Below are 26,684 nucleotides of genomic sequence, written 5' to 3' on the forward strand. Positions count from 1 at the left end.
CCGTAGGGTTACGGCGGCCATGGCGAAGGGGAAACACCCGGTAACATTCCGAACCCGGAAGTTAAGCCCTTCAGCGCCGATGGTACTGCACGGGAGACTGTGTGGGAGAGTAGGACGCCGCCGGACATACTTTTAAGGCCGAAGGCCGTCACCACCAGGTGACGGCCTTCGGTCATTTCGTCATTCCCAGAACGATTCCGCGTCGTCGCTCAGACCATTCTGTCGACCCAAAAAGAATCGACACCTGCGTCGTCGGGCTCAGGCCCAGGAACGCATGACCATCCCGACCCGCGGCTTCGGCCGGAACCACGACGACTTGTGCGGGAGAAGCCTTCCGGTCGTGGCGGCACGGGTGATCGTGGCGATGGTCGGCGTGGACAGGAGCAGTGCGACACCCCCGCCTTCGGCCACGGTGCGGGCCGCGGCACGCAGGTCCGGCTCGTACGACACCGCGTCCGACTCGAGGCCGTGGTGCGGGGTGAACACGTCCTCGACCCAGCACGGCGCGCACTCGTAGGGGTCGACGCCGAGGAACCGGACGCCGTCGGTGAGGACGCATCGCGACTCGCCCTCGCTCACGAAGCGCGCTGCGGCGTCGACGCCGCTGAGGTCCACGGCCGGCAGAGGCAGTCCCTTGACCGCCTCGTCGAGGTCGAGCGAGCCGACGACGCGGTGGATCGGGCCGACGGCGAGCGCGGGCGGATCGAAGACGAGGGTCAGCGCGAGCCTGCCCTCGCGCTCGTACGACGTGCGCCAGGCGGCGTACCGGTGGTGACCGTCGGCGATGACCAGCGGCTGGCCGTCGAGATGCGCCCGGATGCGTGCGACGGAGCTCGCTGACGTGATCGCCCAGATCTCGTCCGTACGGTCGCCGTCGACCGCGACGCGGTCAGCGGGCCGGTCGAGCTCGTCCATGATCAGCGGGGCCACGGGATCGCCGGTCGTGTAGGCGGTGATCGGCTCCCACTGGGCCCGCGTCGCCTCGGCGAGACGGGCTTGGCGGATCGCGTACGAGGCGATCACGTCCTCGTGCGGGCGGAGATGACCGGCGTCGAGGTCGACCAGCGCGACGACGCCGACCGACGCACTCCCCTCGAGAGTGAGGCGGTACGCGTAGAAGGCCGGCTCCGCGTCGGTCGTCAGCACCCCGTCCGCGAACCACGCCCGAGCGGTCTCGGCAGCGCGCGCCGGAGCGTCGTCGCGGAACGCGGGCTCGAGAAGCCGCAGGACGTGGTGCTCGGGAAGCGTCGACGGGAGGTTGGCCCAGCCGACCGACGGCACGTAGGTGCGGGCCGAGACGGCAGGCGTACCGCCGTCGAAACCCACAGCCCGGAAGGGCACGATCGCGCCGTTGTCCACCGGTGCATCGTAGGCCAGGTCTCCGGGCCCTACGCTGGTCGTGATGCCTGACCACGCGACCGACCCCCACGCTTCCATGTCCTCGTCCCCCTTCGACGCGCGTCGCCGCGCGGTCTCGCGCCTCGAGGCCAGCAGCGGTCCGCTGAGGGACGGCTACGACGTGGCGATGCTCGATCTCGACGGTGTGGTCTATCGGGGCGAGGACGCCATCGATCACGTCGCGGAGGCACTCGATGCCGCGATCGCCGCCGGCGTGAGGCTCGCCTACGTCACCAACAACGCCGCACGCACCCCCGACGCCGTCGTCGCGAAGCTCCGCGGGCTCGGCATGCCGACCGACGACGACTCGGTCGTGACGTCGGCGCAGGCCGCGGGGCGGCTCGTCGCCGGGCTCGTCGGCCCCGGCGCGCGCGTGCTGGTCGTGGGAGGCGCGGGGCTGGTGCACGCCGTCGAGGAGCACGGTCTCCGACCGGTCGAGTCCGCCGAGGACGACCCCGATGCGGTCGTGCAGGGTTTCTCCCCGGACCTCGGCTGGGCGCAGCTGGCCGAGGGGTCGTACGCCGTCGCGCGCGGCATCCCCTGGGTGGCGAGCAACACCGACGGCTCGATCCCCACGGCCCGCGGGTTCGCGCCGGGGAACGGCACTCTCGTGGCCGCGATCGCGACCGCGACGGGGCGCGAGCCGCGAGTGGCCGGCAAGCCGTACCCGCCGCTGTTCGACGAGACCGTGCTCCGCGTCGGCGGGTCGCAGCCGCTCGTGGTCGGCGACCGGCTGGACACCGACATCGAGGGCGCCAACAACGTGGGCGCTGACAGCCTCCTCGTCCTGACCGGGGTGACCGACCTCGACGCCCTGGTCGCCGCCGCACCGCCCACGCGGCCGACGTACGTCGCGCCCGACCTGCGTGCGCTCGCCTGGCCGCACCCGGCGGTCGAGGTCGGGCCGGAGGCGGCCCGCTGCGGTCGCCACTCGGTCCTGGCGGTCGACGGGGCCGTCGTCGCCGACGGCGCAGGGGTGGGTGCTGACGACCACCAGGGTGCCGTCGAGGTGCTGCGAGCGGCGGTCGCGCTGGCCTGGCACCGCCGCGACCACGTGTCGGGGGAGTCGACGCGACGCCTCGACCTCGGGGCGATCCGTGCCGCGCTGGAGCCGTGGGGAGTGCGATGATCGACCCGGTGACACGAAGGAGTGCCAGATGACCGAACCCGTGCCCGAGCAGCCGGCCCCGAGGCCTCCGGTCCCCGGCCCGCCGCGCCCGCGCCCACCGGTCGCGCCGCCCGCACCGGCGGCAGCGGGGGACCCGGCGGGCGAGGACATCGCTGCCGACCCTCGGGTCGAGGCGGTCCTGTCCGACCTCGAGCGGCTCGCGGAGCTCCCGGTGTCGGAGCACCTCGCGGTCTACGAGCAGGTCCACGCCAAGCTGCGGGAGGTCCTCCAGTCGGCCGGCCAGGATCGCCCGAGCGTCTCGTGAGCCGTCGGATCCGTCTCGACGCCGAGCTCGTACGCCGAGGGCTCGCGCGGTCGCGCGAGCAGGCGGCTGCGCTGATCGCCGCGGGCCGAGTCACCGTGGACGGCGCCAGGGCGGCCAAGCCCGCGACGCAGATCACGACCGACCAGGCCGTGGTGGTGCGCGACGCCGAGAAGGACCCCGGCTACGCGTCGCGCGGCGCGTACAAGCTGCTCGGGGCGTTGGAGGCGTTCGAACCGCACGGACTGAGCGTCGCCGGGCGGCGGTGCCTCGACGCCGGAGCATCGACCGGCGGGTTCACCGACGTCCTCCTGCGCCGCGGCGTGAGTGAGGTCGTCGCCGTCGACGTCGGCTACGGGCAGCTCGTCTGGGCCCTGCAGCAGGATCCTCGTGTCTCCGTCCACGACCGGACGAACGTGCGCGAGCTCGAGCTCGAGACCATCGGCGGTCCGGTCGACCTCGTCGTGTCGGACCTGTCCTTCATCTCGCTCACCCTCGTGATGCCGGCGCTCGCCCGGGTCTGCGACGCCGCCGGCGACATGGTCCTGATGGTCAAGCCGCAGTTCGAGGTCGGCAAGGACCGGGTCGGCAAGAAGGGCGTCGTACGCGACCCAGAGCTGCACGTCGAAGCCGTCCTCGGGGTCTGCCGCGCTGCCGAGCAGGTCGGATGGGGGACGCGCGCGGTCGCCGCGAGCCCGTTGCCCGGACCGACCGGCAACGTCGAGTACTTTGGGTGGTTCCGGCAGGATGCCCCTGCGGTCGCCGAGGACGCTGTCCGCACGGCCGTCGCCGAGGGGCCGTTGGGATCACCGAGCGGACGGGAGCACCAGTGAGCACCGCTGCATCATCGCCGAGCAACCGACGGCGCGTGCTGATCCTCGCCCACACCGGACGCGACGAGGCCAGCAAGATCGCCGCCGAGTTCGCCCGCGCGATCGTGGCCGAGGGCCTCGCCGTGCGCGTGGTCGAGGAGGATGCGCCGGCCCTCGAGCGCTGGGGACTCCCCGAGGCGGAGGTCGTGGCCGTCGACCCGTGCGCCGGCGAGGGCTGCGAGATCGCCGTCGTGTTCGGTGGCGACGGCACCCTGCTCCGGGCCGCCGAGCTCGTCCGTGAGTGCGGCACACCGCTGGTCGGTGTCAACCTCGGACACGTCGGTTTCCTCGCCGAGGCCGACGTCGACGACCTCGACCACACGGTGCGCCGGGTCGTCGACCGCGAGTACACGGTCGAGGAGCGGATGACCGTCGACGCGCGTGTCTTCGTCGACGACCAGGAGGTCGCCCGGAGCTGGGCCCTCAACGAGGCCGCGGTCGAGAAGGCGTCGCGTGAGCGGATGCTCGAGGTCGTGGTGGCCATCGACGACCGTCCCGTCTCGCGGTGGGGGTGCGACGGCATCGTCTGCGCGACGCCGACCGGCTCGACCGCCTACAACTTCAGCGCCGGCGGGCCCGTGGTCTGGCCCGAGGTCCAGGCACTGCTGATGGTGCCGATCAGCGCGCACGCCCTCTTCGCCCGCCCGATGGTGGTGTCGCCGACGTCGCTGCTGGCGATCCAGGTCATCCCCGACGCACCGGCCTCGGGAGTCCTGTGGTGCGACGGTCGCAGGACGTACGACCTGCCGCCGGGCGCGCGCGTCGAGGTGCGGCAGGGCGAGAAGCACATCCGGCTCGCACGTCTGCACCAGGCGCCGTTCACCGATCGGCTCGTCCGCAAGTTCGATCTGCCGGTCACCGGCTGGCGTGGCGCGGCGGCACAGCGCATGAGCGAAGGCCGCGACCGCCGCCCCGATGATTCCGCCGAGCGCTCCGCCGATCGGTCCGCTGACCGTCCCGAGGAGGGCTGATCTCCGTGTGGCACGAGATCCGGCTGTCATCGCTGGGCGTGATCGCCGACGCCGAGCTCGAGCTCGGCCCGGGCCTGACCGTCCTCACCGGCGAGACCGGTGCGGGCAAGACGATGGTCGTGACCGCGCTGGGCCTGCTTCGGGGCGCTCGCGCCGACGCAGGGCTCGTACGCCACGGCGCCGACCGCCTGCGGGTGGAGGCCACCGTGGACGTCGGCGCGTTGCCGGAGGTCAAGGTCCTCCTCGACGAGACGCCGGCCGAGACCGACGGGGACGACCTGGTGCTCGCACGCACGATCGGCAAGGACGGGCGGTCCCGCGCCTACCTCGGCGGAGCCTCGGTCCCGGCCGGGATGCTCGCGCGCCTGAGCGAGCAGCTGGTCGCCGTCCACGGGCAGTCCGACCAGCACCGCCTGCTGCAGGCCGGTGCGCAGCGCGCCGCGCTCGACCGGTTCGGTGATCTCACGGCGGCACTGGCGACGTACCGTCCGGGCTACGCGCGCCTGATCGAGAGCCGGCGAGAGCTCGAGGAGCTCACGTCGGCGAGCCAGGAGCGCGCCCGTGAGCTGGATGTGCTGGTGTTCGGGCTCGACGAGATCGCCGAGGTCGCTCCCGAGGAGGGCGAGGACGACGCGCTCAGGGTCGAGGAGAGCAGGCTCGCCCACGCCGAGTCCTTGGCTCTCGCGGCGGCCGAGGCCCACGGCCTCCTCTCCGACACCGACGACGCCGCGGACGTGCTCGACCTCCTGGGCCGCGCCGGCAGCGTCCTCGACGGCGTTCGCGAGCACGATCCCGCGCTCGACGCACAGGCGCGTCGGCTCGACGAGATCCGGTTCACCGTCAGCGACGTGGCGGCGGAGCTGGCGTCGTACGCCGACGGGGTGGAGGTCGATCCTGCACGCCTCGCGGCGGTCTCGGAGCGCAGGGCGGCGCTGGCGGGACTCACCCGCAAGTACGGGCCGGAGCTGTCCGACGTCCTCGCCTGGGCCGAGGACGCGCGCAGACGTGCGACCGCTCTGCAGGGCGACGACGGCCGGATCGCCGAGCTGACCGAGGAGATCGCCCGTCTCGAGGCCGACCTGCTGGCGCAGGCGGCGGACATCACCGCGCGTCGCCGCGAGTCCGCCGTACGCCTGGCGGCGGAGGTCGGCACGGAGCTCGAGGCCCTGGCGATGCCGCACGCTCGCATCGACGTGGCGGTGCGCGCACCCGAGGCCCCCGAACCCTCCGACCTCGGACCGGACGGCATCGACACGGTCGAGCTCCTGCTCGCGGCCAACGCCGGTGCAGCACCGCGTCCTCTCGCCAAGGGAGCCAGCGGCGGCGAGCTCTCGCGGGTGATGCTCGCGCTCGAGGTGGTCCTCGCGGACAAGGCGAGCGTCCCGACGTTCGTCTTCGACGAGGTCGACGCCGGCATCGGTGGTCGCGCGGCCATCGAGGTCGGTCGACGCCTCGCGCGACTCGCGTCGGGCGCGCAGGTGCTGGTCGTGACGCACCTGCCGCAGGTCGCCGCGTTCGGCGACCGGCACTACCACGTGCTGAAGTCCGACGACGGCACCGTGACGACCAGTGGCGTCGCCCTCCTGGACGACGACGCACGTGTCGCGGAGCTGTCGCGCATGCTCGCCGGGCTCGAGGGATCCGCGACCGCCGAGGCGCACGCGCGGGAGCTGGTGGCGCTCGCTGCGGAGGACCGCGCCCTGCGGTGAGGCCGTGGGCCAGGTCAGCGGGACGGTGAACCCGCGCCGACCTGACACGCCGAGCCCGTCGCGGGTCCGAGGATCGTCGCTACCGCGGTGGCAGCATGGCGACGGTGAGCCTGCTTAACCTGCGCCGTACCCCCCGCGACACCGACCTCGATGTCGCGGGACCTGCGCGCGTCGTCCGCAACCCGCACGACGTGAGACGAGTCCGGGCCGGCGACATCGCCGTCGTGGATCTCCCGGACCTGGACCGAGCCACCGCCGAGCTGATCTGCGAGCGTCGTGCCGTCGCTGTCGTGAACGTCGCCGCGTCGAGCAGCGGTCGCTATCCCAACCTCGGGCCGCAGGTGCTGGTGCAGGCCGGCATCCCGCTCATCGACGGCGTCGGGACCGACGTGCTCTCCGTCCTGAAGGACGGGGACAGGGTCGGGCTCGACGGCGCCTCGCTCGTGCGCGGTGACACCCCGGTCGCGGAGGGCGTGCTGGTCGACGAGGCCCGCGTCGACGAGATGCTCGTGCGTGGACGCACCGGCATGTCCGTGCAGCTGGAGACGCTGACCGCGAACAGCGGCGAGTACCTGCGCCGCGAGCACGCCCTCCTCCTGGAAGGCGTCGGCATCCCCGAGCTCGCGACCAGCATCGACGGTCGCGAGGTCGTCGTCGTCCTGCCGGGAGCGGATGCGCGTAGCGAGCTGAAGGGGATGAAGCGCTACCTCAAGGAGCGCAAGCCCGTCCTGATCGGTGTCGACGCAGGCGCTGACGCGCTGATGGTCGAGGGCTACGAGCCGTCGGTGGTGGTCGGCGACATCGCCCAGATGAGCGACCGGACCCTGCGCGCCGCCGGCGAGATCGTCGTCACGACGTCACGACGTCACGTCGAGTCCGAGGAGCGGCTCGAACGCCTGCAACGAACCTCGGTCGACTTCCCCGGAGCAGCGGGCTCCGAGGAGTCGGCCCTGCTGCTCGCCGACGCCCGCGGAGCTCGCGTCGTCGTCACCGTGGGGGGCTTCGGCACGCTCGAGGAGTTCTTGGACTCTGCGCGATCCGGCGGCGCGACGCGCTACCTCACCCGCTTGCGGCTCGGAGCGAAGCTCGTCGACGCGAAGGCGATGGCCGGGCTGCACAGGCCACGGTTCACGTGGCTCCAGGTGCTGCTCGTCCTCCTGGTCGCCGTGGTCGCCCTCGGCGCCGCGATCGCGACGACGCCGGTGGGCTCCGACTGGTTCGAGTCGGCGAGCGACTGGATCTCCGCGCGGACGCAGGAGATCCGAGGTTGATGCCCACACGCTCCGCCCTCGTCGTCACGGGCGCTCTGGTGATGGCCCTGGCCGGCGGGATCGCGCTCGGTGCAGGGGTCCTCGACGGTGCCGAGCCCGAGCCGGCCTCCGCCGCGCGGGTCGCGCCGCAGGAGACGCCCGCGGACACCGCCGCGCGTGCGGTCGCCGACGCGTACCGAGCGGGCCTCGGCGAGACCCCGCTCGCCGGGACGCTCACCGGCTCGTCGGTGTCCGTCGTCACGCTGCCCGGCGCGGACACCACCACCGTCGACCGGGTCACCGCCACGTTGACGTCCGCCGGTGCCACCGTCGTGGGCACGCTCGCGCTCACCGACCGCATGGTCGACCCTGCCGACCGCCAGTTCGTCGTCGGCGTCGCCGAGCAGTCGCTCGCGGACGTCAAGGACACGCCGACCGACGGTCTCGGCAACTACGAGATCGTCGGGGCGGCCCTGGGTCGCGCGATCGCGGCCAAGGAGACCACGCCGCCCGACGCCCCCGCACAGACGGTCGTGTCGGCGCTCGGCGAGGCCGGGCTCCTCACGACCGAGAAGGCCCCGGCGTCGCGAGCACAGCTCACGGTCGTGGTGACCGGGGAGGACGGCGACTACAGCGGGGGACGCGGCGAGCTCGTGGCGACCCTCGCGGCCGGGATCGATGCGGCAGGAGTCGGCACCGTGGTCGCGGGGCCGGTCGGCTCCGGCAGTGCGGAGGGCGCGGTGGAGGCCGTCCGCGCGTCGGCAGCCGCGGAGACGGTCACGACCGTCGACGTCGTCGACGTCCCCTTCGGCGACATCGTGCTGGTGACGGCGCTGCAGAAGGAGCGCGCCGGCACAGCAGGGCACTACGGTACGGCGGGCGCCGCCGACGGCGCGGTGCCGCCCGCCGCGTAGACCGGCCCACGGGTCACGCGCGGCGGCGTGCGATGCCCGCCCACGTCGTACGCGACGTGGCGCAGGTCGCACGGCAGGTCCCGCGTGGCGGCTCGCGTGGTTGCCAGGCCTTGATAGGGTGAAATCCCGTGAACATGTGCGGCTCTCCGCCTGTGTTCCAGCGGCGTGCCGATCGAACCCGACGACATGCCGACCGACACGATCACGGGAGTTCTCTTGGCAAACTCGGCGCCCACCAAGCACGTCTTCGTCACCGGCGGCGTGGCTTCCTCTCTCGGCAAGGGACTCACGGCGTCGAGCCTGGGCCGTCTCCTGAAGTCCCGCGGCCTGCGGGTCACGATGCAGAAGCTCGACCCCTACCTGAACGTCGACCCGGGCACCATGAACCCGTTCCAGCACGGTGAGGTGTTCGTCACGAACGACGGGGCCGAGACGGACCTCGACATCGGCCACTACGAGCGGTTCCTCGACGAGGATCTCGTCGGGCGCGCCAACGTCACCACCGGCCAGGTCTACTCCGACGTCATCGCCCGCGAGCGACGCGGCGACTACCTCGGCGACACCGTGCAGGTCATCCCGCACATCACGAACGAGATCAAGGACCGGATGCTCTCGATGGGCGGTCCCAGCATCGACGTCGTGATCCACGAGATCGGCGGCACGGTCGGCGACATCGAGTCGCAGCCGTTCCTCGAGTCCGCGCGCCAGGTGCGCCACGAGATCGGTCGCGGCAACTGCTTCTTCCTGCACGTGTCGCTCGTCCCGTACATCGGGCCGTCCGGAGAGCTCAAGACGAAGCCGACGCAGCACTCGGTCGCCGCCCTGCGCTCGATCGGCATCCAGCCCGACGCGATCGTGTGCCGCTCGGACCGCGAGATCCCGGCCGGGGTCAAGCGCAAGATCTCGCTGATGTGCGACGTCGACGCCGAGGCCGTCGTCACGGCCGCCGACGCGCCGTCGATCTACGACATCCCGAAGGTCCTGCACTCCGAGGGCCTCGACGCCTACGTCGTACGCCGTCTCGACCTGCCGTTCCGCGACGTCGACTGGACGCAGTGGGACCAGCTCCTCCGTCGGGCCCACGAGCCGGAGGAGGAGGTCACGGTCGCCCTCGTCGGCAAGTACGTCGACCTGCCCGACGCGTACCTCTCCGTCGTCGAGGCCCTGCGCGCCGGCGGCTTCGCCAACGACGCGAAGGTCCACGTCAAGTGGGTCCCGTCCGACGAGTGCGCCACCCCCGCCGGGGCGCAGCAGTGGCTCGGCGACGTCGACGCGGTGTGCGTGCCGGGCGGCTTCGGCATCCGCGGCATCGAGGGCAAGCTCGGTGCGCTGACCTGGACCCGCGAGCACCAGGTCCCCACGCTGGGGCTGTGCCTCGGTCTGCAGTGCATGGTGATCGAGTACGCCCGCGAGCTCGGTGACATCCCCGACGCGAGCTCGACCGAGTTCGATCCCGCGACCGAGCACCCGGTCATCGCGACGATGGCCGAGCAGGAGGCGTACGTCGAGGGTGCCGGTGACCTCGGCGGCACGATGCGGCTCGGCCTCTACACGGCACGGCTGTCCGCGGGCTCGATCGCTGCGGAGGCGTACGGCTCGACCGAGGTCGAGGAGCGCCACCGGCACCGCTACGAGGTCAACAACGGCTACCGCGACGCACTCGAGAAGGCCGGGCTCGTGTTCTCGGGTGTCTCGCCGGACAACCACCTGGTCGAGTTCGTCGAGCTGCCGCGCGAGGTGCACCCGTACTACGTCGGCACGCAGGCGCACCCGGAGCTGCGCTCCCGCCCGACGCGCCCGCACCCGCTGTTCGCCGGGCTGATCGGCGCCGCGCTCGACCGCCAGCGCGAGATGCGGCTGCCGGTCGACGACTCCGGGCTGCGCCGCCACACGGCCGACACGCCCGCGTGAGCGGCTCGGAGCCGTCCTCCCCGGAGCACCTCCAGCACCGGCGGAGCCCGCACCCGACGCTGCCCGGACACGTCGTCGCCGCCGGCGAGCGCGTGGCGGACCGACCCGAGTCGTGGCCGGTCCGCGGCAGCAGCACGCCGTACGCGTCGCCGTTCATCGACGTGGTGGTCGACGAGGTGGAGATGCCGCACGGCGGCACCATGCGGCGTACGACCGTCCGGCACGACGCCGCGGTCGGCGTGGTCGTCCTCGACGACGACGGCAGGGTGCTGCTGCTCGAGCAGTACCGGCACCCCGTCGGCGCCCGCCTGGTCGAGCTGCCCGCCGGGCTGCTGGACATCGCGGGGGAGCCCGCGCAGGACGCCGCCGCACGCGAGCTCGCCGAGGAGGCCGACCTCGTCGCCTCCCGGTGGGACCCACTGGTGAGCCTGCGGTCGTCGCCCGGGTTCACCGATGAGCGGGTGGAGGTCTTCCTGGCGCGCGGGCTGTCGGCGGTCGCGGCCGACGCGCGTACCGACCGGGAGGACGAGGAGGCCGACATGGCGGCGGTCTGGGTGCCGCTGGAGGACGCGGTGGCGGCCGTCCTGGACGGCCGGATCACCAACTCGCTGGCGGTCGCGGGGCTGCTTGCGTGTCATATCCGCGCGAACGAGGGCACATCGGCCTAGGATCGACAGCGTGTTGGTCGGCGTCCCGCGCGAGGTCAAGGTCCACGAGTACCGCGTGGCGATCACCCCGGCAGGCGTGCGCGAGCTCCGCGAGGCAGGCCACAGGGTGGTCGTCGAGACTGGCGCGGGTGCGGGTTCGTCGATCTCGGACGACGAGTTCGTCCGCGCAGGGGCCGACATCCTGCCCGGGGCCGACGAGGTCTGGGCCGCGGCGGACCTTCTGCTGAAGGTCAAGGAACCGATCCCCGAGGAGTACGCACGCCTCCGGCGCGACCAGGTGCTCTTCACGTACCTCCACCTCGCCGCATCGCGCGAATGCACGGACGCGCTGGTCCGATCGGGAACGACCGCGATCGCGTACGAGACCGTCCAGACCGCTGACCGAGCGCTGCCCCTGCTCGCTCCGATGAGCGAGGTCGCCGGACGCCTCGCGTCGCAGGTCGGCGCGTACCACCTGCTCGCGCCCGAGGGTCGCGGCGTCCTGATGGGCGGCGTCCCCGGCGTGCACCCCGCCGACGTGGTCGTTCTCGGCGGGGGAGTGTCGGGCCGCAACGCTGCAGTGATCGCGCTCGGGATGGGCGCACGTGTCTCGCTCTTCGACATCAACATCGGACGGCTGCGCCAGCTCGACAACGAGTTCGGTGGGCGGCTGCAGACGGTGGCCTCGAACCGCTACCAGATCGAGGGCGCGGTGGCGCAGGCCGACCTCGTGATCGGCGCCGTCCTCGTCCCAGGCGCGAAGGCGCCTCACCTGGTCAGCCACGAGATGGTGGCGACCATGCGACCGGGCAGCGTGCTCGTCGACATCGCGATCGACCAGGGCGGCTGCTTCGAGGACTCTCGCCCGACCACCCACGACGCCCCGACGTTCGTCGTCGAGCAGTCGGTGTTCTACTGCGTCGCCAACATGCCGGGTGCCGTGCCGCACACCTCGACGTACGCGCTGACGAACGTGACCCTCCCGTACGTCCTCGCGCTTGCGGAGCACGGGTGGGAGGAGGCGCTGCGGCGTGACCCGGCCCTCGCGGCTGGGCTCAACGTCCACGCGGGCGACGTCACCAACGAGGGCGTCGCCGACGCGCACGGGCTGCCCTACGTCTCACCAGGCGAGGTCGTGGGGCTGACGTGAGCGCAGCGGGCCACGGCGCGGTCGGCCGGCTCGTCGAGGACTATCTCAGCCACCTCGGGGTCGAGCGCGGTCTGGCCGCGAACACGCTGACGTCGTACCGCAGGGATCTGCGCCGGTACGCGGCGTACCTCGACGCGCGAGGGATCGAGACGCTCGGCGACGTGACCGAGAGCGACGTCTCCGACTTCCTGGCCGCGTTGCGCGAGGGCGACGAGGACCATCCGCCCCTGAGCGCGCCCAGTGCGGCACGGACCATCGTGTCGGCGCGGGGCCTGCACCGGTTCGCGTTGCGCGAGGGCGTCGTCGAGCACGACGTGTCCGCGGAGGTGAAGCCACCGACGCCGCCGCGACGTCTGCCGAAGGCGCTCGCGGTCGACCAGATCGAGGCCCTCCTCGACGCCGCGGGCTCGGCCGGCACGCCGCTCGCCGTACGGGACCGGGCGCTGCTCGAGGTGCTCTACGGGACCGGTGCCCGGATCTCCGAGGCGGTCGGTCTCGACGTCGACGACCTCGACCTCGAGACCGGTGAGGTGCTGCTGCGCGGCAAGGGCGGCAAGCAGCGGGTGGTGCCGGTCGGGCGCTACGCGCAGGAGGCGCTCCGCGCGTACCTCGACACCGTACGCCCCGCGCTGACGAGCGCTCGCACGACCGGGGGAGCGGTGTTCCTGAACTCGCGTGGCGGCCGGCTGTCGCGGCAGAGCGCGTGGGCTGTGCTCGCGAAGGCGGCTGACCGTGCCGGGATCTCGGTGGACGTGTCGCCGCACACGCTCAGGCACTCGTACGCGACGCACCTCCTCGACGGCGGCGCCGACGTGCGTGTCGTCCAGGAGCTGCTCGGCCACGCGTCGGTGACCACGACCCAGGTCTACACGCTGGTGACGATCGACAAGCTCCGCGAGGTGTACGCCACTGCGCACCCCCGCGCCCTCGCGTGAGCCACCCGCCCCCTCCCGTCCCCGATTTGTGGGATTGCGCAAGGAATCAGGGCAACAATTCCTTGCGGAATCCCACAAATCGGGGACGGAGGGGGACACTCCGCGCGGCGTCGAGGTGGAGACTTGTCGACTTGGTACAGTCCAGACAGCCCAACGCACGGGACAGCCCAGCACGGGACAGCAGAGCAACCGGATCGAGAACGTATGAACCACCACAGCGATCTGCTCGGCGAACTCGGACCATCGGCCCGCGCCGAGATCGGCCCGACCGGACGCCCGATGCCGACCTTCCCTCCGGTCCGGCCTCCGAGCGGGGGACCCGCGTACGTCATCGCTCTCTGCAACCAGAAGGGCGGCGTCGGCAAGACGACCACCACGATCAACCTCGGCGCCGCGCTCGCCGAGGCCGGCCGCCGTGTGCTGCTCGTCGACTTCGACCCGCAGGCGTCGATGACCGTCGGTCTCGGTTTCCCGGCGCACGACCTCGACGCGACGGTCTACCACCTGCTCATGCACGACGACGTCGAGGTGTCGGACGTCCTCCTGAAGACGCGCACCGCGAACCTCCACCTGCTCCCGGCGAGCATCGACCTGTCCGGCGCCGAGATGCACCTCGTCCACGAGGTGGGGCGCGAGCAGACCCTCGCCCGGATGCTGCGGCCGGTGCTCAACGACTACGACGTGATCCTCATCGACTGCCAGCCGTCCCTCGGCCTGCTCGCGGTCAACGCCCTGACGGCGTGCGACGGGGTCCTGATCCCGCTCGAGTGCGAGTACTTCGCGCTCCGCGGCGTCGCCCTGCTCAAGGAGACCATCGAGAAGGTCCGCCAGCGGACCAACTTCGACCTGGAGATCATCGGGCTGCTCGGCACCATGTACGACAGCCGCACGCTGCACAGCCGCGAGGTGCTCCAGACCCTCGTCGACGGGTGGGGCGACAAGGTCTTCCACACGGTGATCCGCCGTACGGTGAAGTTCTCCGACGCCACGGTGGCGGGGGAGCCGATCACCGACTTCGCGCCCGACTCCAAGGGCGCCGACGCCTATCGCCAACTTGCTCGGGAGGTGCTCGTCCGGTGCCCCGGCGTGTGAGACTGCCTGGCGCTGACGAGCTGTTCCGACCGACCACCCTCCCCGAAGCACCGGCCTCGGAGGCCGCGCCCCAGGAGAGCGGGGACGCCGCGCCAGAGGCCAAGCCCAGCGGTCGCGTCAAGCACGACAGCAAGGTCACCGTCTACATGACGTCCGACGAGCTCCTCGACCTCGAGCACGCCCGGCTCGAGCTGCGGCGCGACCTCGGCCAGAGCCTGGACCGCGGCCGGCTGATCCGCGAGGCCGTCGCGATGGCGCTGGCCGAGTACGCCGAGAACGGCGCCGGTGGCGAGCTCGCACGACGTCTCGGAGCATCGTGACGGAGCCGGTCACCGGCAGCGAGAGCAACGTCGAGGGTGGTTTCGTCGTCCACCTCGACGCGTACGAGGGCCCGTTCGACCTGCTCCTCCAGCTGATCGCGAAGCACAAGCTCGACATCACCGAGATCGCGCTGTCGAAGGTCACGGTCGAGTTCATCGCTCACCTCAAGGCGATGGGCCCGGAGGGTGACCTGGAGCAGACCACGGAGTTCCTGCTCGTCGCGTCGACGCTGCTCGACCTCAAGGCCGCGCGGCTGCTGCCGCAGACCGACGTCGAGGACGAGGAGGACCTGGCGCTGCTCGAGGCACGCGACCTGCTGTTCGCGCGCCTCCTCCAGTACCGCGCGTTCAAGCTGGTCGCGGCGCGGATGAAGGAGCGCCTCGCGGACGAGTCCACCCGGTTCCCACGGGCGGTGGCGCTCGAGCCTCGCTTCGCGACGTTGCTGCCCGAGGTGCTGATCGCCGTCGGTCCCGAGGAGCTTGCGCTGCTCGCGGCGAAGGCGATGGAGCCCAAGGTGCCGCAGATCCTCTCGTTGACCCACCTCCACGCGCCGCAGGTGAGCGTGCGCGACCAGGCGGTGGTGGTGGTCGAGCGGTTGCGGCGGGGTTCGTCGATGACCTTCCGCTCGCTCGTCGCGGACGCGCCCGACACGTTGACGAAGGTCGCGCGCTTCCTGGCCCTGCTCGAGCTCTTCCGGGAGGGCGTGGTGGCGTTCGACCAGGCGGCCCCGCTCGCCGAGCTCACCATCCGGTGGACGGGTGGCGAGGACGAGGACGTGGAGGTCAGCGCCGAGTTCGACGAGGACCAGCTGGTGGGAGCGGACACGACGGACGACAGGCCCGACGAGACGGAGAGTGGCGATGAGCGACAGTGACCTGACGGGCGATGCACCCGAGACGACGACGGACCCGTCGGCGGACGCAGAGGTGTCGTACCCCCTCCGTCCGGCGCTCGAGGCGATCCTGATGGTCGCCGACCAGCCGTTGGACCACCTGCTCCTCGCCTCCGCCGTGGCGCACCCGCCGGCGCAGGTCGAGATCGCGCTCGTCGAGCTCGCCCGGTCGTACGACGACGAGGACCGCGGGTTCGAGCTGCGTCAGGTCGCCGGCGGCTGGCGCTTCTACACACGGTCGGAGTACGCCGGGGCCGTCGAGCGCTTCGTGCTGGAAGGCCAGCAGGCGCGTCTGACCCAGGCCGCGCTGGAGACGATGGCGGTCGTCGCGTACCGGCAGCCGGTGTCCCGCGCGCGCGTGTCGGCGATCCGCGGCGTCAACGTCGACGGCGTCATGCGCACCCTCGTGACCCGCGGGCTCGTCGCCGAGGCGGGCACGGACGTGGAGACCGGGGCCGTCCTGTACGCGACCACGCCGTACTTCCTGGAGCGCATGGGGCTGTCGAGCCTCGACGACCTGCCGGATCTTGCCCCGTTCCTCCCGGACATGGACGACGTGGACGATCCTGAGGTGGTGGCGGCGCCGGAGCCGGCAGCGCCCGAGCCGTCCGAGCCGTCCGAGCCGGCGTCGGCCGACGACGTACAGGCGGCCGACCCCACGGCCGACCCCACGGCCGATGCCCCGGCAGACCGAGCACCCGACGAGGAGCAGGCATGAGCGACCACCCCGACGGCATCCGTCTTCAGAAGGTGCTCGCCCAGGCAGGGCTCGGCTCGCGGCGAGCGTGCGAGGACCTGATGGAGCGCGGGCGCGTCACCGTCGACGGCGAGGTGGTGACGCAGATGGGTCTGCGCGTGCACCCGGAGACCGCCGTCATCCACGTGGACGGCAAGCGCATCCCGCCCGCCTCGGACCACGCGTACCTGGTCCTCAACAAGCCGCGCGGCGTCGTCTCCTCGATGAGCGACGAGCGGGGGAGGCGCGACCTCACCGAGTACGTCGCCGGTCGACCCGAGCGGCTCTTCCACGTCGGCCGCCTCGACACCGACACCAGCGGACTGCTGCTGCTCACCAACGACGGGGAGTTCGCCAACCGGATGGCGCACCCGTCGTTCGAGATCACCAAGACGTACGTCGCCGAGGTGGAGGGCACGGTCTCCCGTGGCCTCGGCCGCCAGCTGCGCGACGGCATCGAGCTCGACGACGGACCGGTGTCGGTCGACCGCTTCGCCGTCAAGCAGACCTCGGACGACCGGAGCATCGTCGAGCTCGACATCCACCTCGGCCGCAACCGCATCGTGCGCCGGATGCTGGACGCCGTCGGCCACCCCGTCGTACGCCTCACCAGGACCGCGTTCGGCGGCGTCCACCTCGGCGGGATGAAGCCCGGCGAGCTGCGTGAGCTCACGTCCGCCGAGCTCGGGGTGCTGTTGGATAGCGTGAAGCTGTGAGCACCACCCCCCGGCCCACGGCGATCCCCGGCCCCGTCCTCGTGATCGGGTGCGGGCTCGTCGGCACGTCCGTGGCGCTCGCCCTCACCCGGGCCGGCGCCACCGTCCACCTGCGCGACGTCCTCCCGCAGAACGCGCGTACGGCGGAGATGCTCGGCGCAGGCACGCTCGCGACACCGGCGACGGTCGCCCTGGCAGTCGTCGCCGTGCCGCCCGACTACGTCGCGGAGGTGGTCGCGGACACGCTGGACGAGTGGCCGGACGCGGTCGTGACGGACGTGGCCAGCGTGAAGCACCCGCCGCTGCAGGCCCTGTCCGACGCCGGGACGCCCGGGCTCGAGCGGTACGTCGGCAGCCACCCGATGGCGGGCAGCGAACGCTCGGGCCCGACCGCTGCGTCCGAGACGCTGTTCGAGGGCCGCGCGTGGGCCGTCACGCCGCACGCGACGGCATCGCCGGAGGCCGTCGAGCTCGTCCGCGAGCTCGGGCGTACGACCGGGGCGACGCTGGTCGAGATGCCGACGGACGAGCACGACTTCGCCGTCGCGCGGGTCTCGCACCTGCCGCAGGTGATGTCCGTCCTGACCGCGGCACGCCTGCACGGCGGGCCCGCCGACCACCTCGCCCTCGCCGGGCAGGGGCTTCGGGACGTGACCCGCATCGCGGCCAGCGACCCCGGGCTGTGGCGCCAGATCCTGCACGCGAACCGCCTCCCGCTCGTCGAGCTCCTGAGGGACGTCCGTGACGACCTCGACGAGCTCCTCGACGGCATCGAGCGCACCCATGTCATCGAGGAGGTCCTCGATCGCGGGGTGTCCGGAACCCGCCTGATCCCGGGCAAGCACGGCGAGGAAGCCGCCCCGCAGCTGGCCGTCGTCTTCGTCCAGGTGCCCGACCGACCGGGTGAGCTGGGCCGCCTTTTCCGCGATACGGGAGAATCGGGTGTGAACATCGAAGATCTGCGTATCGATCACGACCTCGGCCGCCCTGTCGGCATCGCCGAGATCGCCGTACGCCCCGAGCGCGCCGAGGACCTCACCTCCGCGCTCACCGAACGCGGCTGGACCACCTACGTGTGAGAACGCCGCCCAGTGAAGAAGGTTCCAGCTCTGTGAGAAAGGTCGGCTCCGTGCCTCCTGTCGTCATCGCCCTCGACGGCCCGTCAGGGTCCGGCAAGTCGAGCACGGCCCGTGGTGTCGCGAGCCGCCTCGGTCTCGCGTACCTCGACACCGGGGCGATGTACCGCGCCATGACCTGGGCCGTCCTGGAGCGCGGTGTGGACGTCGAGGATGCCGACGCCGTCGCTGCGGCTGCTGCCGAGGTCGTCATCGAGTCTGGTACGGACCCGCAGGCCCCGACGATCACCGCCGACGGCGTCGACGTCGCCGGACCGATCCGCGAGCAGGCCGTCACCGACGCCGTCAGCCAGGTCAGCCGCGTCCCAGCAGTGCGCGAGCGCCTCGTCGCGCTCCAACGGCTCACCATCGCCGAGCACGCGGACGGGATCGTCCTCGAGGGGCGTGACATCGGCACCGTCGTCGCGCCGGACGCTCCCCTGAAGCTCTACCTCGTCGCCGACACCGCCGCCCGCGCTGCCCGCCGAGCGGCTGAGCAGGGGCAGGACGAGGCCGCCCACGTCGAGGCGACCGCAGCCTCGCTGCAGCGTCGCGACGCGATCGACTCGTCCCGTACGACGTCCCCGCTCGCCAAGGCCGACGACGCGGTCGAGCTCGACACCACCCACCTCACGCTCGACGAGGTGGTCGACGAGGTCGTACGCCTCGCCGTCAAGGCCGTACCCGATCTCGGAGGACCCGCATCATGACCGAACCCGTCACCGAGCCCGGCAGCGTACGCCTGCCCGTCCTCGCCGTCGTCGGACGACCCAACGTCGGCAAGTCCACCCTCGTCAACCGCATCCTCGGACGCCGCGAGGCCGTCGTGCAGGACGTGCCCGGCGTGACTCGCGACCGTGTGTCGTACGAGGCGGAGTGGAACGGACGCGAGTTCACCGTCGTCGACACCGGCGGCTGGGATCCCGACGCGAAGGGCCTGGCCGAGCGGATCGCCGCGCAGGCCGAGGTCGCCGTCGCCGCCGCGGACGCCGTGCTGTTCGTCGTCGACGCGACGGTGGGCATCACCGACGCCGACGAGGAGGTCGTGAAGGTCCTGCGACGCTCGGGCAACCCGGTCGTCCTGGTCGCGAACAAGGTCGACGACGAGCGCGGCGAGCTCGAGGCCGCGTCGCTGTGGAACCTCGGACTCGGGGAGCCGTTCCCGGTGTCGGCGCTGCACGGCCGCGGAGCCGGCGACCTGCTCGACATCATTCTCGACGTGCTCCCCGAGGCCCCGCTCGAGACCGACGAGGAGGACGAGGGGCCGCACCGCATCGCTCTGGTCGGCAAGCCCAACGCCGGCAAGTCGAGCCTGCTCAACAAGCTCGCCGGAGCGGAGCGTGTCGTCGTGGACAGCGTCGCCGGCACGACCGTGGATCCTGTCGACGAGCTCGTCGAGTTCGGCGGTGACGTCTGGCGGTTCATCGACACCGCGGGGATCCGTCGACGGGTGAAGGAGGCGTCCGGGCACGAGTACTACGCGAGCCTTCGTACGGCTGCCGCCATCGAGCGTGCCGAGGTCGCGGTCGTCGTCCTCGACTCCAGCGAGTCGATCTCGGAGCAGGACCTGCGGATCATCCGCCAGGTCGAGGAGGCCGGCCGCGCGCTGGTCATCGCGTTCAACAAGTGGGACCTCGTCGACGACGAGCGCCGCTACTACCTCGACCGCGAGATCACCCGCGAGCTCGTCCAGGTGCAGTGGGCTCCGCGGGTCAACATCACCGCGCTCACGGGCTGGCACGTCGACCGGATCGTCCGCGCGCTCAACACCGCCCTCGACGGCTGGTACACGCGGGTCCCGACCGGGCTCCTCAACTCCTTCCTCGGCCGGCTCGTCGCCGAGCACCCGCACCCGGTGCGCAGCGGCAAGCAGCCGAAGATCATGTTCGGGACGCAGGCCAGCGTCGCTCCGCCGACGTTCGTGCTGTTCACGTCGGGCAAGCTCGAGGACCAGTACCTGCGGTTCGTCGAGCGCCGCCTGCGCGAGGAGTTCGGCTTCGAGGGCTCGCCGATCCACCTGACGCAGCGCGTGCGCGAGAAGCGCAAGCGCCGCTGACGCCGTACGCACGACGGACTCGACATTCCCGCTGCGCGAGCAGCAGGAATGTCGAGTCCGTCGTCGTTCGGTGACGTCAGCGCGTGGTGCGGACGGTCACGGTGTGCGTACCGCCGCCGACGCCGTCGACGTAGAGGCGTTCACCGGTACGCCGGACCTCGAACCCGCCGTACGCCTTGCCGGAGGCTGAGTTCCAGACCAGCTTGCCGTCGAGCTTGACGAGCACGTGCTTGCCGTCGACCGGGACGCCGACCGAGCCCTGTGTGCCCTCCGGTGTCGTGAAGTCGATCGTCAGGTCCTTGCCCTCGTCGGTCCAGGACACGTCGATCGGACCCTCGGCGGTGACCAGACGTCCTTCGGCGTGCTCGAGACCGGCGATGTGAGGATCGACCTCCCAGCGAGCGCCGCCCTCGGTGGGCTGGATGCCGAGGACCTGCTCGGTCAGCGCGCGGGTGGGACCGGTCGACCAGCCATGGGCGTACGACTGGTACGAGCTGACGACCTCGCCGGACTCGCGCAGCGACTCCCAGAAGGTGCTCTGCGGGCCCTGCGGGCTCTCGAGCATCCAGCCCCACTGCCGCTCCATCAGGTCGACGGCCGCCTCCTGGGCCTCCGGGTCGCCGGCGGCGAGCTGGGCCTGCAGCTCGAAGGAGCCGAACAGCAGCTGGAGGTCGTCGTCGCGCTCGGGGGTACGGGCACCTCGCTCGACCCAGTTGGTGGTCCGCAGCTGCTCCATCGCCCGGTCGGCGCGCGCCTCGTCGAGCAGGCCCCACCACACAGCGAGGGAGTTCGCGCTCTGCGGGTGGACGTCGCGACGGTCGGGGTACCAGGCGAGCGCGCCGGCCTCGTCGTCCCACAGGTAGGTGTCGATCGCCTTCGCGACCGTGTCGGCCTCAGCGCGGAGCTCGGCGGCGAGAGCAGCGTCGCCCACGCGCTCGGCCAGCGTCGCGCCCGTCCCGAGCAACCGCCAGTACATGACGTTCGCCATCGACTCCTCGCCGTCGGGGATCCGCGACTCGTGAGTGGTGTCGTTGGTCTCGTCGATGAACAGCAGTCCTCGGTCGCTGGTCTTCGCGCGGATGTAGTCGAGACCGGCGGTGTACTCCGGCCACACCTGCTCGACCCAGTCGAGATCGCCGGTGTTCTCGTAGTTCTCGGCCGTCGCCAGCAGAGTCCACATGTGGTACGTGTCCGACCGGTAGAAGCTCAGCTCCGGCCCTGCGTACGGCAGCTCGCCCGTGGACTTCTGGTTCGCGTAGGCGGTCATGATCGAGTTGCGGACCGACGTCGTGTCACCGGTCGACACGAACGCCGTGCCCTGCGAGATGCCGAGGTCGCCCGGCCAGACCGTACGGTCCCGCTTCGCGCCGTCGACGAGGATCGAGGAGCCGACTCCGGTCACCGCGCTGTTGTCCCACAGCGCGCCGGGGGCCGGCCAGCTGCGTCCGGTCGTCGGGTCGATGGTGTTGATCTGGGTCGTGTACGCACCGGCGTACCAGAGCCGGTTGAGGAGGTCCGACGACGAGTAGAAGTGGTTCTGGTAGTCGCGCAGGTCCTCCATCAGCGGGGCCGCGGTGTAGTCCACGACGACGTCGTCGATCGCCACCGAGGCCGCGTCGTCGACGAAGAGCGTCACGTAGCGGAACGCGCCGCGCAGGAGCTCCTTGGGCGCGGACCACGATCCGTCGGCCTGGGCGTCCACCCAGATGGTGCCGTCGCGGCCGCGAGGACCTCCGGTCGACGCCTCGGACTCGCGACCGACGTACTTGGTGGTCTCGGAGAACGCGATGCCGACCCGGGCGGGGGAGCCCGTGACCGCGCCGAAGTCGAGGTTGAGGAGGCCGGCGATGTTCACCCCGAAGTCCAAGGTGACCTGTGAGCCCTGCCCCAGGACCAGGGCACCGTCGCCGAACGCGCCCTCGGCGTTCTGGACGGCGCCGGTGGAGGCGTACACGTCGTCGGCGCGGACGGTCCGCGACTCAGGGGCGAGGATGTACTTCTCCCAGGGCTGCGCGATGGTGGTGTCACGCTCGGGAGCGGAGGCGGCCGGCGAGCTCAGGCAGAGCGCGAGGGTCGAGGCCGCGAGCGCGGCGACCGCGAGCGTGGTCCGGCGGCGGGGACGTGGTGATGGGGAATGCATGGTGCCTTCCGGTCAGGCGGCGCCGGTGCCCCTGCGGATGTGCGGGGCTGGCGGCGTCGATGGGTGGTCGTCCGGATGAAACGTTTCATTCAGCAGCCACCGTATAAGTGATGTCCGTCACGAAGAAGAGGTGTGTCCGGATGCGGCCAGGAAGGGCAGAACTGCGTCGAGCCATGCCCGCGGCGCCGTGGCGTGGATGAGGTGGCCGACAGGGATCGTGATGCGACGGGCATCGGGGACCCGGCTGACGAGCTCGTCGATGGTCTCGTCCGGAACGTGACTGGTGGGTCCTCCGGCGAGCACGAGCGTCGGCGCCTCGATGCGTGCGAGCGCGTCGCGCCAGCGCGGATCGGGCGAGTCGATCTGGCGCCGTACGGCCAGGACCATGTCCCAGTCGAAGAGCAGCGGGCCGGGCGGCCGCTGGGGGGTGCTCGGCGTCCGTCGTCGTAGCGCGCCGACGTCCTCGAGCACGAGCCGACGCACGCGGTCCGGGTAGGACGAGGCGACGTGGCAGGCGACCGCCCCACCCCACGAGTGGCCGACGAGGTCGACCTGCTGCCAGCCGCGCTCGTCGAGGAGCGCGGCGACGTCGTCGCGCATCTGCGCGAACGTGTACGGCGGTTCCCAGGCGGCCTCACCATGGCCGCGGAGATCGACGGCGAGGACCTCACGGCCGTCGGCGAGTGCCGGCACGACGCCGTCCCAGTCCGCGCGCGTCTCACCCAGCGCCGGCAGCAGGACGATCGGGACGGCCATGACCCGACCGTACGCCGAGCGGCGTCATCGGCGGCGTACGAGGTAGACCGTCGCGCCGACGGCGAGGACGGCGACCCCCATGAGCACCGACGCGAGCGGGAGCGCGAGGGCGAGCACGAGGCAGCCCGCGAGTCCGAACCAGGCGAGGGCCGGGGGCGGACGGCGGTCGTCCGCGCCGAGCGTCAGCGCCGACGCGTTGGCGATCGCGTAGTAGACCAGCACCCCGAACGACGAGAAGCCGATCGATCCGCGCAGGTCGGACGCGACGGCGAGCACCGCGACCACAGCCCCGACCCCGATGGTCGCGTGGTGCGGGACCCTGGCACGCGGGTGCACCGCTGAAAGCGTGCGCGGAAGGTGTCCGTCGCGGGACATCGCGAGGACGGTGCGGGAGATGCCGAGGACCAGGGCGAGGAGCGAGCCCGCCGCTGCGACGCAGGCGGTCACGCGCACCGCCGGGACGAGGGCGGGAGCACCAGCCGCCGCGACCGCGGCGGCGACGGGGTCTGTGGACGCGGCCAGTCCGTCGGCGCCGAGGACCGCGAGCGCGGCGTAGGCGACGGCGGCGTAGGTGACGACCGCGATGCCGAGCGCGAGAGGGACCGCGCGCCCGAGGGTGCGGACAGGGTCCCGCACCTCCTCGCCGAGGGTCGCGATGCGGGCGAAGCCGGCGAACGCGAAGAACAGCAGACCGGCACCCTGGAGGACACCGGCCGCGGTCACGCCCTCGAGCCTCAGGGTGCCGGCGTCCGCAGACCCGCTGGCGAGACACACGACCACCACGACGACGAGTACGAGGAGGACCACGCCGACGACGACCTGAGCGACCGCCGACGACCGCTGCACGCCGAGGGCGTCCACGACCGTGACCGCGACGACGACGGCCACCGCGACCGCGCGGGAGTGCTCCGGCCACGCGTACGCACCGACGGTGAGCGCCATCGCCGCGCACGAGGCGGTCTTCCCGACGACGAACGCCCAGCCTGCGAGGTATCCCCAGAACGGGCCGAGGCGCTCCCGGCCGTACACGTACGTGCCGCCGGACGCGGGATAGCGCATGGCGAGGTGCGCGGACGACGTGGCGTTGGCGTACGCGACCGCCGCGGCGAGCGCGAGAGACACCAGGAGAGCCTCGCCAGCGGCCTCGGCGGCGGGGGAGAGCGCCGCGAAGATGCCGGCGCCGACCATCGCGGCGAGGCCGATGCCGACGGCGTCGCGGACGCCGAGCCTGCGCTCGAGCCGTGCATCCTCCACGGCCTCATCCGACCACATCGAACGGGCATGGCGGTGACTGTCGCGTGAACGGCGACTGCTAGGGTTGCTTCGCGGGTTCGGAGGCGGTTTCTCCGAGCTTCGGGCTGTGGCGCAGCTTGGTAGCGCACTTGACTGGGGGTCAAGGGGTCGCAGGTTCAAATCCTGTCAGCCCGACCGAAGACCGGCTCTGATCTGCGGAAGCGAGATCAGAGCCGGTTCTGCGTTAACCGAGCCGGGAACTCTTGTATAGGTTCCCCTGAACCTGGGTACGAACCGCCCGGAACGAACGTGCCCGGAGTCAGGAGAACGTGAGCATATGCGTGACGTGCAGCGGCAGGTGCCCCTTGCTCCCGTCCCAGAGTCCATCGGGATCGCCCGCTCGACGGTGCGGGCCGTGGTGGCCGGTATGGACGTGCGCGTGGCTGGTGATGTCGAGCTCTTGACCTCGGAGCTGGTGACCAACGCGATCCGGCACGGCGGCTCTCAGATCGACCTGGAAGTGGTCCTCGCGGCGAACTGCCTGACCGTGACCGTTCACGACGACGGCGAGGCGCTTCCGCAGGTCGGCGACCGCGAGGTCCCGATGGAGGCCGTCTCGGGTCGCGGGCTGCAGCTGGTCGCGCAGGTCGCCGACTCGTGGGGCGTCGCGCAGGTACCGGACCGCGCCGGCAAGAGAGTGTGGTTCACGATGGCTGTCGATGACGCGCGGAGCCCGGGCCCCACGCCACTGGAAAGCGCACGAACGACGTGAGGCACCGAGGTGGTTTGATGGTCGACCACGCGCCTGAACTGCTGCCCCGTACCCCCACCCCCCACCACGACTAGGAAGCGAACCGTGACCCCCTTCGAAGCATTCCGTCACGCCGGTCAGGACGGTCGGACGACCCTCGTCGTCCGCGGTGAACTCGATCTGGCGACTGCGCACCACGTCGTGACTCGAGCGAAAGAGTGGGCCGCGGAGGTTCCTGCGGACACGGGTCCGCAGGGGTCGATCCAGCTTGATCTCTCCGGAGTCACGTTCCTCGACTCCACCGGTCTCGGTGCGCTGATCGAGACTCGGTCCATCGCACTCGCGGCCGGACGCGCGGTCGAGCTCTGCGCGGCGTCCGCTGCGGTGGAGCGCGTGCTGGCTCTGGCAGGACTCACGTCGCTCTTCGCCGAGCCGGCCGGCGGCCAGGAGTGACGAACACCGGCCCGAAGGGTCTCCCTGAGGGCGCTTCCGCGGACGTGTCCTGGCCGCCGAACTCGACCGTGATCACGGTCCCGGCACATCCCGACTTCGTGGCCTCGATCCGGTCGGTCGCGAGGTCCGCAGCCGTGCTGGCCGACCTGTCGTTGGACGACGTCGAGGAGCTCCAGATCGGAGTCGACGAGGCGGCAGCCCTCCTGCTGCCGCTGGTCGACACCGAGGGCACGTGGCTACGGGCCCGGTTCGAGATCGACCCCGGCGGCGTCGTCATCACGCTCGACCTCGTCGCCCGTGACGGGGCCCGGCTGGACCGTTCCGGGCTCGCCTGGATGATGCTGACCGCCATCGACCCGGATGTCGCCGTGACCGAGGACGGCGCCTTCGTCGCGATCACGATCGTCCGCCGGCGGACGACCACCTGACGTGCCCCAGACCGACGACGGTCCGACTGGACCGCGCGACGAGACTGACGCACTCTTCGACGCGCTCTCCGCCCTGCCGAGCACCTCCGACGACGAGCGTGCCGCTCTGCGGACGCGACTGATCGAGCTCAACGTGTCGCTGGTACGGCAGGTCGCGCGGAGATACGCGTCGTGGAACTTCCCGCTGGACGATGCCGTCCAGATCGGGTCCGTCGGCCTGATCAAGGCGGTCGACTCCTTCGATCCGACGCTCGGACATGCGTTCTCGTCGTACGCAGTCCCCAAGATCGTGGGCGAGATTCGACACTTTCTCCGCGACTCGAACTGGATCGTCCGTGTGCCACGGCGGGCCCAGGAGCTGCAGGGCGCCGTCGCCAAGGCGCGCGACGACCTCACGCACGAGCTCGGCCGTAGTCCCGCCATCTCCGAGATCGCGGAACGCCTTGGCGCCTCGCCGGAGGACGTCGTCGGGGCGGTCGAGAGCTTCCGGCTCCGTTCGGCGAACTCGCTCGACTCCGTCAACCCCGATGGGGCGCCGGACCTCGCCATCGAAGCGGCGATCAGCGTCGAGGAGCGCGGATTCGCCCACACCGAGAACTCGCTCGACCTGAAGGCCGCCCTCGAGCGGCTCACCGACGACGAGCGACACCTGCTCGTACGCCGTTTCGACGAGGAGATGTCGCAGAGCCAGATCGCAGCGGAGCTCGGGGTGTCCCAGGTCCAGGTGTCACGGCTGCTTCGACGCACGCTCGAACGCCTGCGCGGTCACATGGGCGAGTGAGTCCCGCGAGTCCTTCTCCGGGGTGAG

27 protein-coding genes, 1 tRNA gene and 1 rRNA gene are annotated in these 26,684 nt (G+C 71.7%); 25 read left to right on the forward strand and 4 right to left on the reverse strand.

The genetic code is table 11. The features are described from left to right. The first annotated feature begins 9 nt into the window (after nt 1-9). Nucleotides 10-126 (forward strand): 5S ribosomal RNA (rrf, locus tag GH747_RS17580). 132 nt (nt 127-258) lie between these two features. Here the strand turns inward: rrf and GH747_RS17585 are convergent. Next, nucleotides 259-1,359 carry a DUF1015 family protein gene (locus GH747_RS17585; RefSeq protein ID WP_163695748.1) on the reverse strand — a complete coding sequence of 367 codons (1,101 nt, stop codon included), beginning with the start codon at nt 1,357-1,359 and terminating at the stop codon, nt 259-261. A 43-nt stretch (nt 1,360-1,402) separates the two neighbouring features. Here GH747_RS17585 and GH747_RS17590 point away from each other — a divergent pair, with 43 nt between their 5' ends. The 19 genes from GH747_RS17590 to der all read left to right on the forward strand — a co-directional run bounded on the left by GH747_RS17590 (nt 1,403) and on the right by der (nt 20,115). Next, nucleotides 1,403-2,527 (forward strand): HAD-IIA family hydrolase, encoded by a 1,125-nt coding sequence (locus GH747_RS17590; RefSeq protein WP_205603012.1) that lies wholly within the window; start codon nt 1,403-1,405, stop codon nt 2,525-2,527. Nucleotides 2,528-2,555: 28 nt separating this feature from the next. Then, nucleotides 2,556-2,831: a hypothetical protein gene (locus GH747_RS17595; RefSeq protein ID WP_149770947.1), complete on the forward strand. Its 276-nt coding sequence runs from the start codon at nt 2,556-2,558 to the stop codon at nt 2,829-2,831. Next, nucleotides 2,828-3,661: a TlyA family RNA methyltransferase gene (locus tag GH747_RS17600; RefSeq protein WP_149770948.1), complete on the forward strand. Its 834-nt coding sequence runs from the start codon at nt 2,828-2,830 to the stop codon at nt 3,659-3,661. Before GH747_RS17595 ends, GH747_RS17600 begins: the two co-directional genes overlap by 4 nt. Further along, a complete protein-coding gene (locus GH747_RS17605) occupies nt 3,658-4,671 on the forward strand; it encodes an NAD kinase (RefSeq protein WP_205603013.1) in 1,014 nt (337 codons plus the stop codon). Before GH747_RS17600 ends, GH747_RS17605 begins: the two co-directional genes overlap by 4 nt. A 5-nt stretch (nt 4,672-4,676) precedes the next feature. Further along, on the forward strand, nt 4,677-6,380 hold the full coding sequence (recN, locus tag GH747_RS17610) for a DNA repair protein RecN (RefSeq protein ID WP_149770949.1): 1,704 nt from the start codon (nt 4,677-4,679) through the stop codon (nt 6,378-6,380). A gap of 104 nt (nt 6,381-6,484) precedes the next feature. Next, nucleotides 6,485-7,651: a putative cytokinetic ring protein SteA gene (steA, locus tag GH747_RS17615; RefSeq protein WP_149770950.1), complete on the forward strand. Its 1,167-nt coding sequence runs from the start codon at nt 6,485-6,487 to the stop codon at nt 7,649-7,651. Further along, a complete protein-coding gene (locus tag GH747_RS17620; RefSeq protein ID WP_149770951.1) occupies nt 7,651-8,544 on the forward strand; it encodes a copper transporter in 894 nt (297 codons plus the stop codon). Before steA ends, GH747_RS17620 begins: the two co-directional genes overlap by 1 nt. A 186-nt stretch (nt 8,545-8,730) precedes the next feature. Next, nucleotides 8,731-10,455, forward strand: coding sequence for a CTP synthase (locus GH747_RS17625; RefSeq protein ID WP_149771342.1), 1,725 nt, complete (start codon nt 8,731-8,733; stop codon nt 10,453-10,455). Next, nucleotides 10,452-11,123, forward strand: coding sequence for an NUDIX domain-containing protein (locus tag GH747_RS17630; protein WP_205603014.1), 672 nt, complete (start codon nt 10,452-10,454; stop codon nt 11,121-11,123). Before GH747_RS17625 ends, GH747_RS17630 begins: the two co-directional genes overlap by 4 nt. Before the next feature lie 10 nt (nt 11,124-11,133). Next, a complete protein-coding gene (gene ald, locus GH747_RS17635; RefSeq protein WP_149770952.1) occupies nt 11,134-12,252 on the forward strand; it encodes an alanine dehydrogenase in 1,119 nt (372 codons plus the stop codon). Beyond that, on the forward strand, nt 12,249-13,187 hold the full coding sequence (xerD, locus tag GH747_RS17640) for a site-specific tyrosine recombinase XerD (RefSeq protein ID WP_149770953.1): 939 nt from the start codon (nt 12,249-12,251) through the stop codon (nt 13,185-13,187). The genes ald and xerD overlap by 4 nt, the downstream gene beginning before the upstream one ends. Before the next feature lie 204 nt (nt 13,188-13,391). Next, the gene (locus GH747_RS17645) at nt 13,392-14,279 is read left to right on the forward strand and encodes a ParA family protein (RefSeq protein WP_149770954.1); all 888 of its coding nucleotides are present in this window, start codon (nt 13,392-13,394) and stop codon (nt 14,277-14,279) included. Beyond that, nucleotides 14,264-14,599 carry a hypothetical protein gene (locus GH747_RS17650; RefSeq protein ID WP_149770955.1) on the forward strand — a complete coding sequence of 112 codons (336 nt, stop codon included), beginning with the start codon at nt 14,264-14,266 and terminating at the stop codon, nt 14,597-14,599. The genes GH747_RS17645 and GH747_RS17650 overlap by 16 nt, the downstream gene beginning before the upstream one ends. Continuing rightward, nucleotides 14,596-15,474, forward strand: a complete 879-nt coding sequence (locus tag GH747_RS17655) for a segregation and condensation protein A (protein ID WP_228552985.1) — start codon at nt 14,596-14,598, stop codon at nt 15,472-15,474. The genes GH747_RS17650 and GH747_RS17655 overlap by 4 nt, the downstream gene beginning before the upstream one ends. Then, on the forward strand, nt 15,461-16,210 hold the full coding sequence (gene scpB / locus GH747_RS17660; RefSeq protein ID WP_149770957.1) for an SMC-Scp complex subunit ScpB: 750 nt from the start codon (nt 15,461-15,463) through the stop codon (nt 16,208-16,210). Before GH747_RS17655 ends, scpB begins: the two co-directional genes overlap by 14 nt. Continuing rightward, a complete protein-coding gene (locus GH747_RS17665; RefSeq protein WP_149770958.1) occupies nt 16,207-16,944 on the forward strand; it encodes a pseudouridine synthase in 738 nt (245 codons plus the stop codon). Before scpB ends, GH747_RS17665 begins: the two co-directional genes overlap by 4 nt. After that, nucleotides 16,941-18,023 (forward strand): prephenate dehydrogenase, encoded by a 1,083-nt coding sequence (locus tag GH747_RS17670; RefSeq protein ID WP_149770959.1) that lies wholly within the window; start codon nt 16,941-16,943, stop codon nt 18,021-18,023. The genes GH747_RS17665 and GH747_RS17670 overlap by 4 nt, the downstream gene beginning before the upstream one ends. Nucleotides 18,024-18,073: 50 nt before the next feature. Continuing rightward, complete coding sequence (cmk, locus tag GH747_RS17675; RefSeq protein ID WP_149770960.1) at nt 18,074-18,769, forward strand: (d)CMP kinase; 696 nt, start codon at nt 18,074-18,076, stop codon at nt 18,767-18,769. Further along, the gene (gene der, locus GH747_RS17680; RefSeq protein ID WP_149770961.1) at nt 18,766-20,115 is read left to right on the forward strand and encodes a ribosome biogenesis GTPase Der; all 1,350 of its coding nucleotides are present in this window, start codon (nt 18,766-18,768) and stop codon (nt 20,113-20,115) included. Before cmk ends, der begins: the two co-directional genes overlap by 4 nt. A gap of 76 nt (nt 20,116-20,191) precedes the next feature. On the opposite strand, the gene GH747_RS17685 is transcribed toward der, so the two are convergent. From GH747_RS17685 to GH747_RS17695, 3 genes are all read right to left on the reverse strand, one after another. After that, nucleotides 20,192-22,255, reverse strand: coding sequence for an alpha-L-rhamnosidase-related protein (locus GH747_RS17685; RefSeq protein ID WP_149770962.1), 2,064 nt, complete (start codon nt 22,253-22,255; stop codon nt 20,192-20,194). Between the two features lie 117 nt (nt 22,256-22,372). Next, nucleotides 22,373-23,011, reverse strand: a complete 639-nt coding sequence (locus GH747_RS17690; RefSeq protein WP_149770963.1) for an alpha/beta fold hydrolase — start codon at nt 23,009-23,011, stop codon at nt 22,373-22,375. A gap of 24 nt (nt 23,012-23,035) precedes the next feature. Then, entirely contained in the window at nt 23,036-24,265 is a 1,230-nt protein-coding gene (locus tag GH747_RS17695; protein WP_163695750.1) for an APC family permease, read from the reverse strand. A gap of 100 nt (nt 24,266-24,365) precedes the next feature. On the opposite strand from GH747_RS17695, the gene GH747_RS17700 reads away from it, so the two are divergent. From GH747_RS17700 to GH747_RS17720, 5 genes are all read left to right on the forward strand, one after another. Beyond that, a tRNA-Pro gene (locus GH747_RS17700) sits at nt 24,366-24,439 on the forward strand. Between the two features lie 142 nt (nt 24,440-24,581). After that, nucleotides 24,582-25,016, forward strand: a complete 435-nt coding sequence (locus GH747_RS17705) for an ATP-binding protein (protein ID WP_149770965.1) — start codon at nt 24,582-24,584, stop codon at nt 25,014-25,016. Nucleotides 25,017-25,100: 84 nt separating this feature from the next. Then, nucleotides 25,101-25,448 carry an STAS domain-containing protein gene (locus tag GH747_RS17710; RefSeq protein WP_163695753.1) on the forward strand — a complete coding sequence of 116 codons (348 nt, stop codon included), beginning with the start codon at nt 25,101-25,103 and terminating at the stop codon, nt 25,446-25,448. Beyond that, nucleotides 25,445-25,876 (forward strand): ATP-binding protein, encoded by a 432-nt coding sequence (locus GH747_RS17715; protein ID WP_149770967.1) that lies wholly within the window; start codon nt 25,445-25,447, stop codon nt 25,874-25,876. The genes GH747_RS17710 and GH747_RS17715 overlap by 4 nt, the downstream gene beginning before the upstream one ends. A gap of 1 nt (nt 25,877) precedes the next feature. Continuing rightward, nucleotides 25,878-26,657 carry a SigB/SigF/SigG family RNA polymerase sigma factor gene (locus tag GH747_RS17720; protein WP_149770968.1) on the forward strand — a complete coding sequence of 260 codons (780 nt, stop codon included), beginning with the start codon at nt 25,878-25,880 and terminating at the stop codon, nt 26,655-26,657. Nucleotides 26,658-26,684: the final 27 nt, after the last annotated feature.

Origin of the sequence: Mumia xiangluensis (assembly GCF_010994095.1) — a bacterium.
Classification (GTDB): Bacteria; Actinomycetota; Actinomycetes; order Propionibacteriales; family Nocardioidaceae; genus Mumia; species Mumia xiangluensis.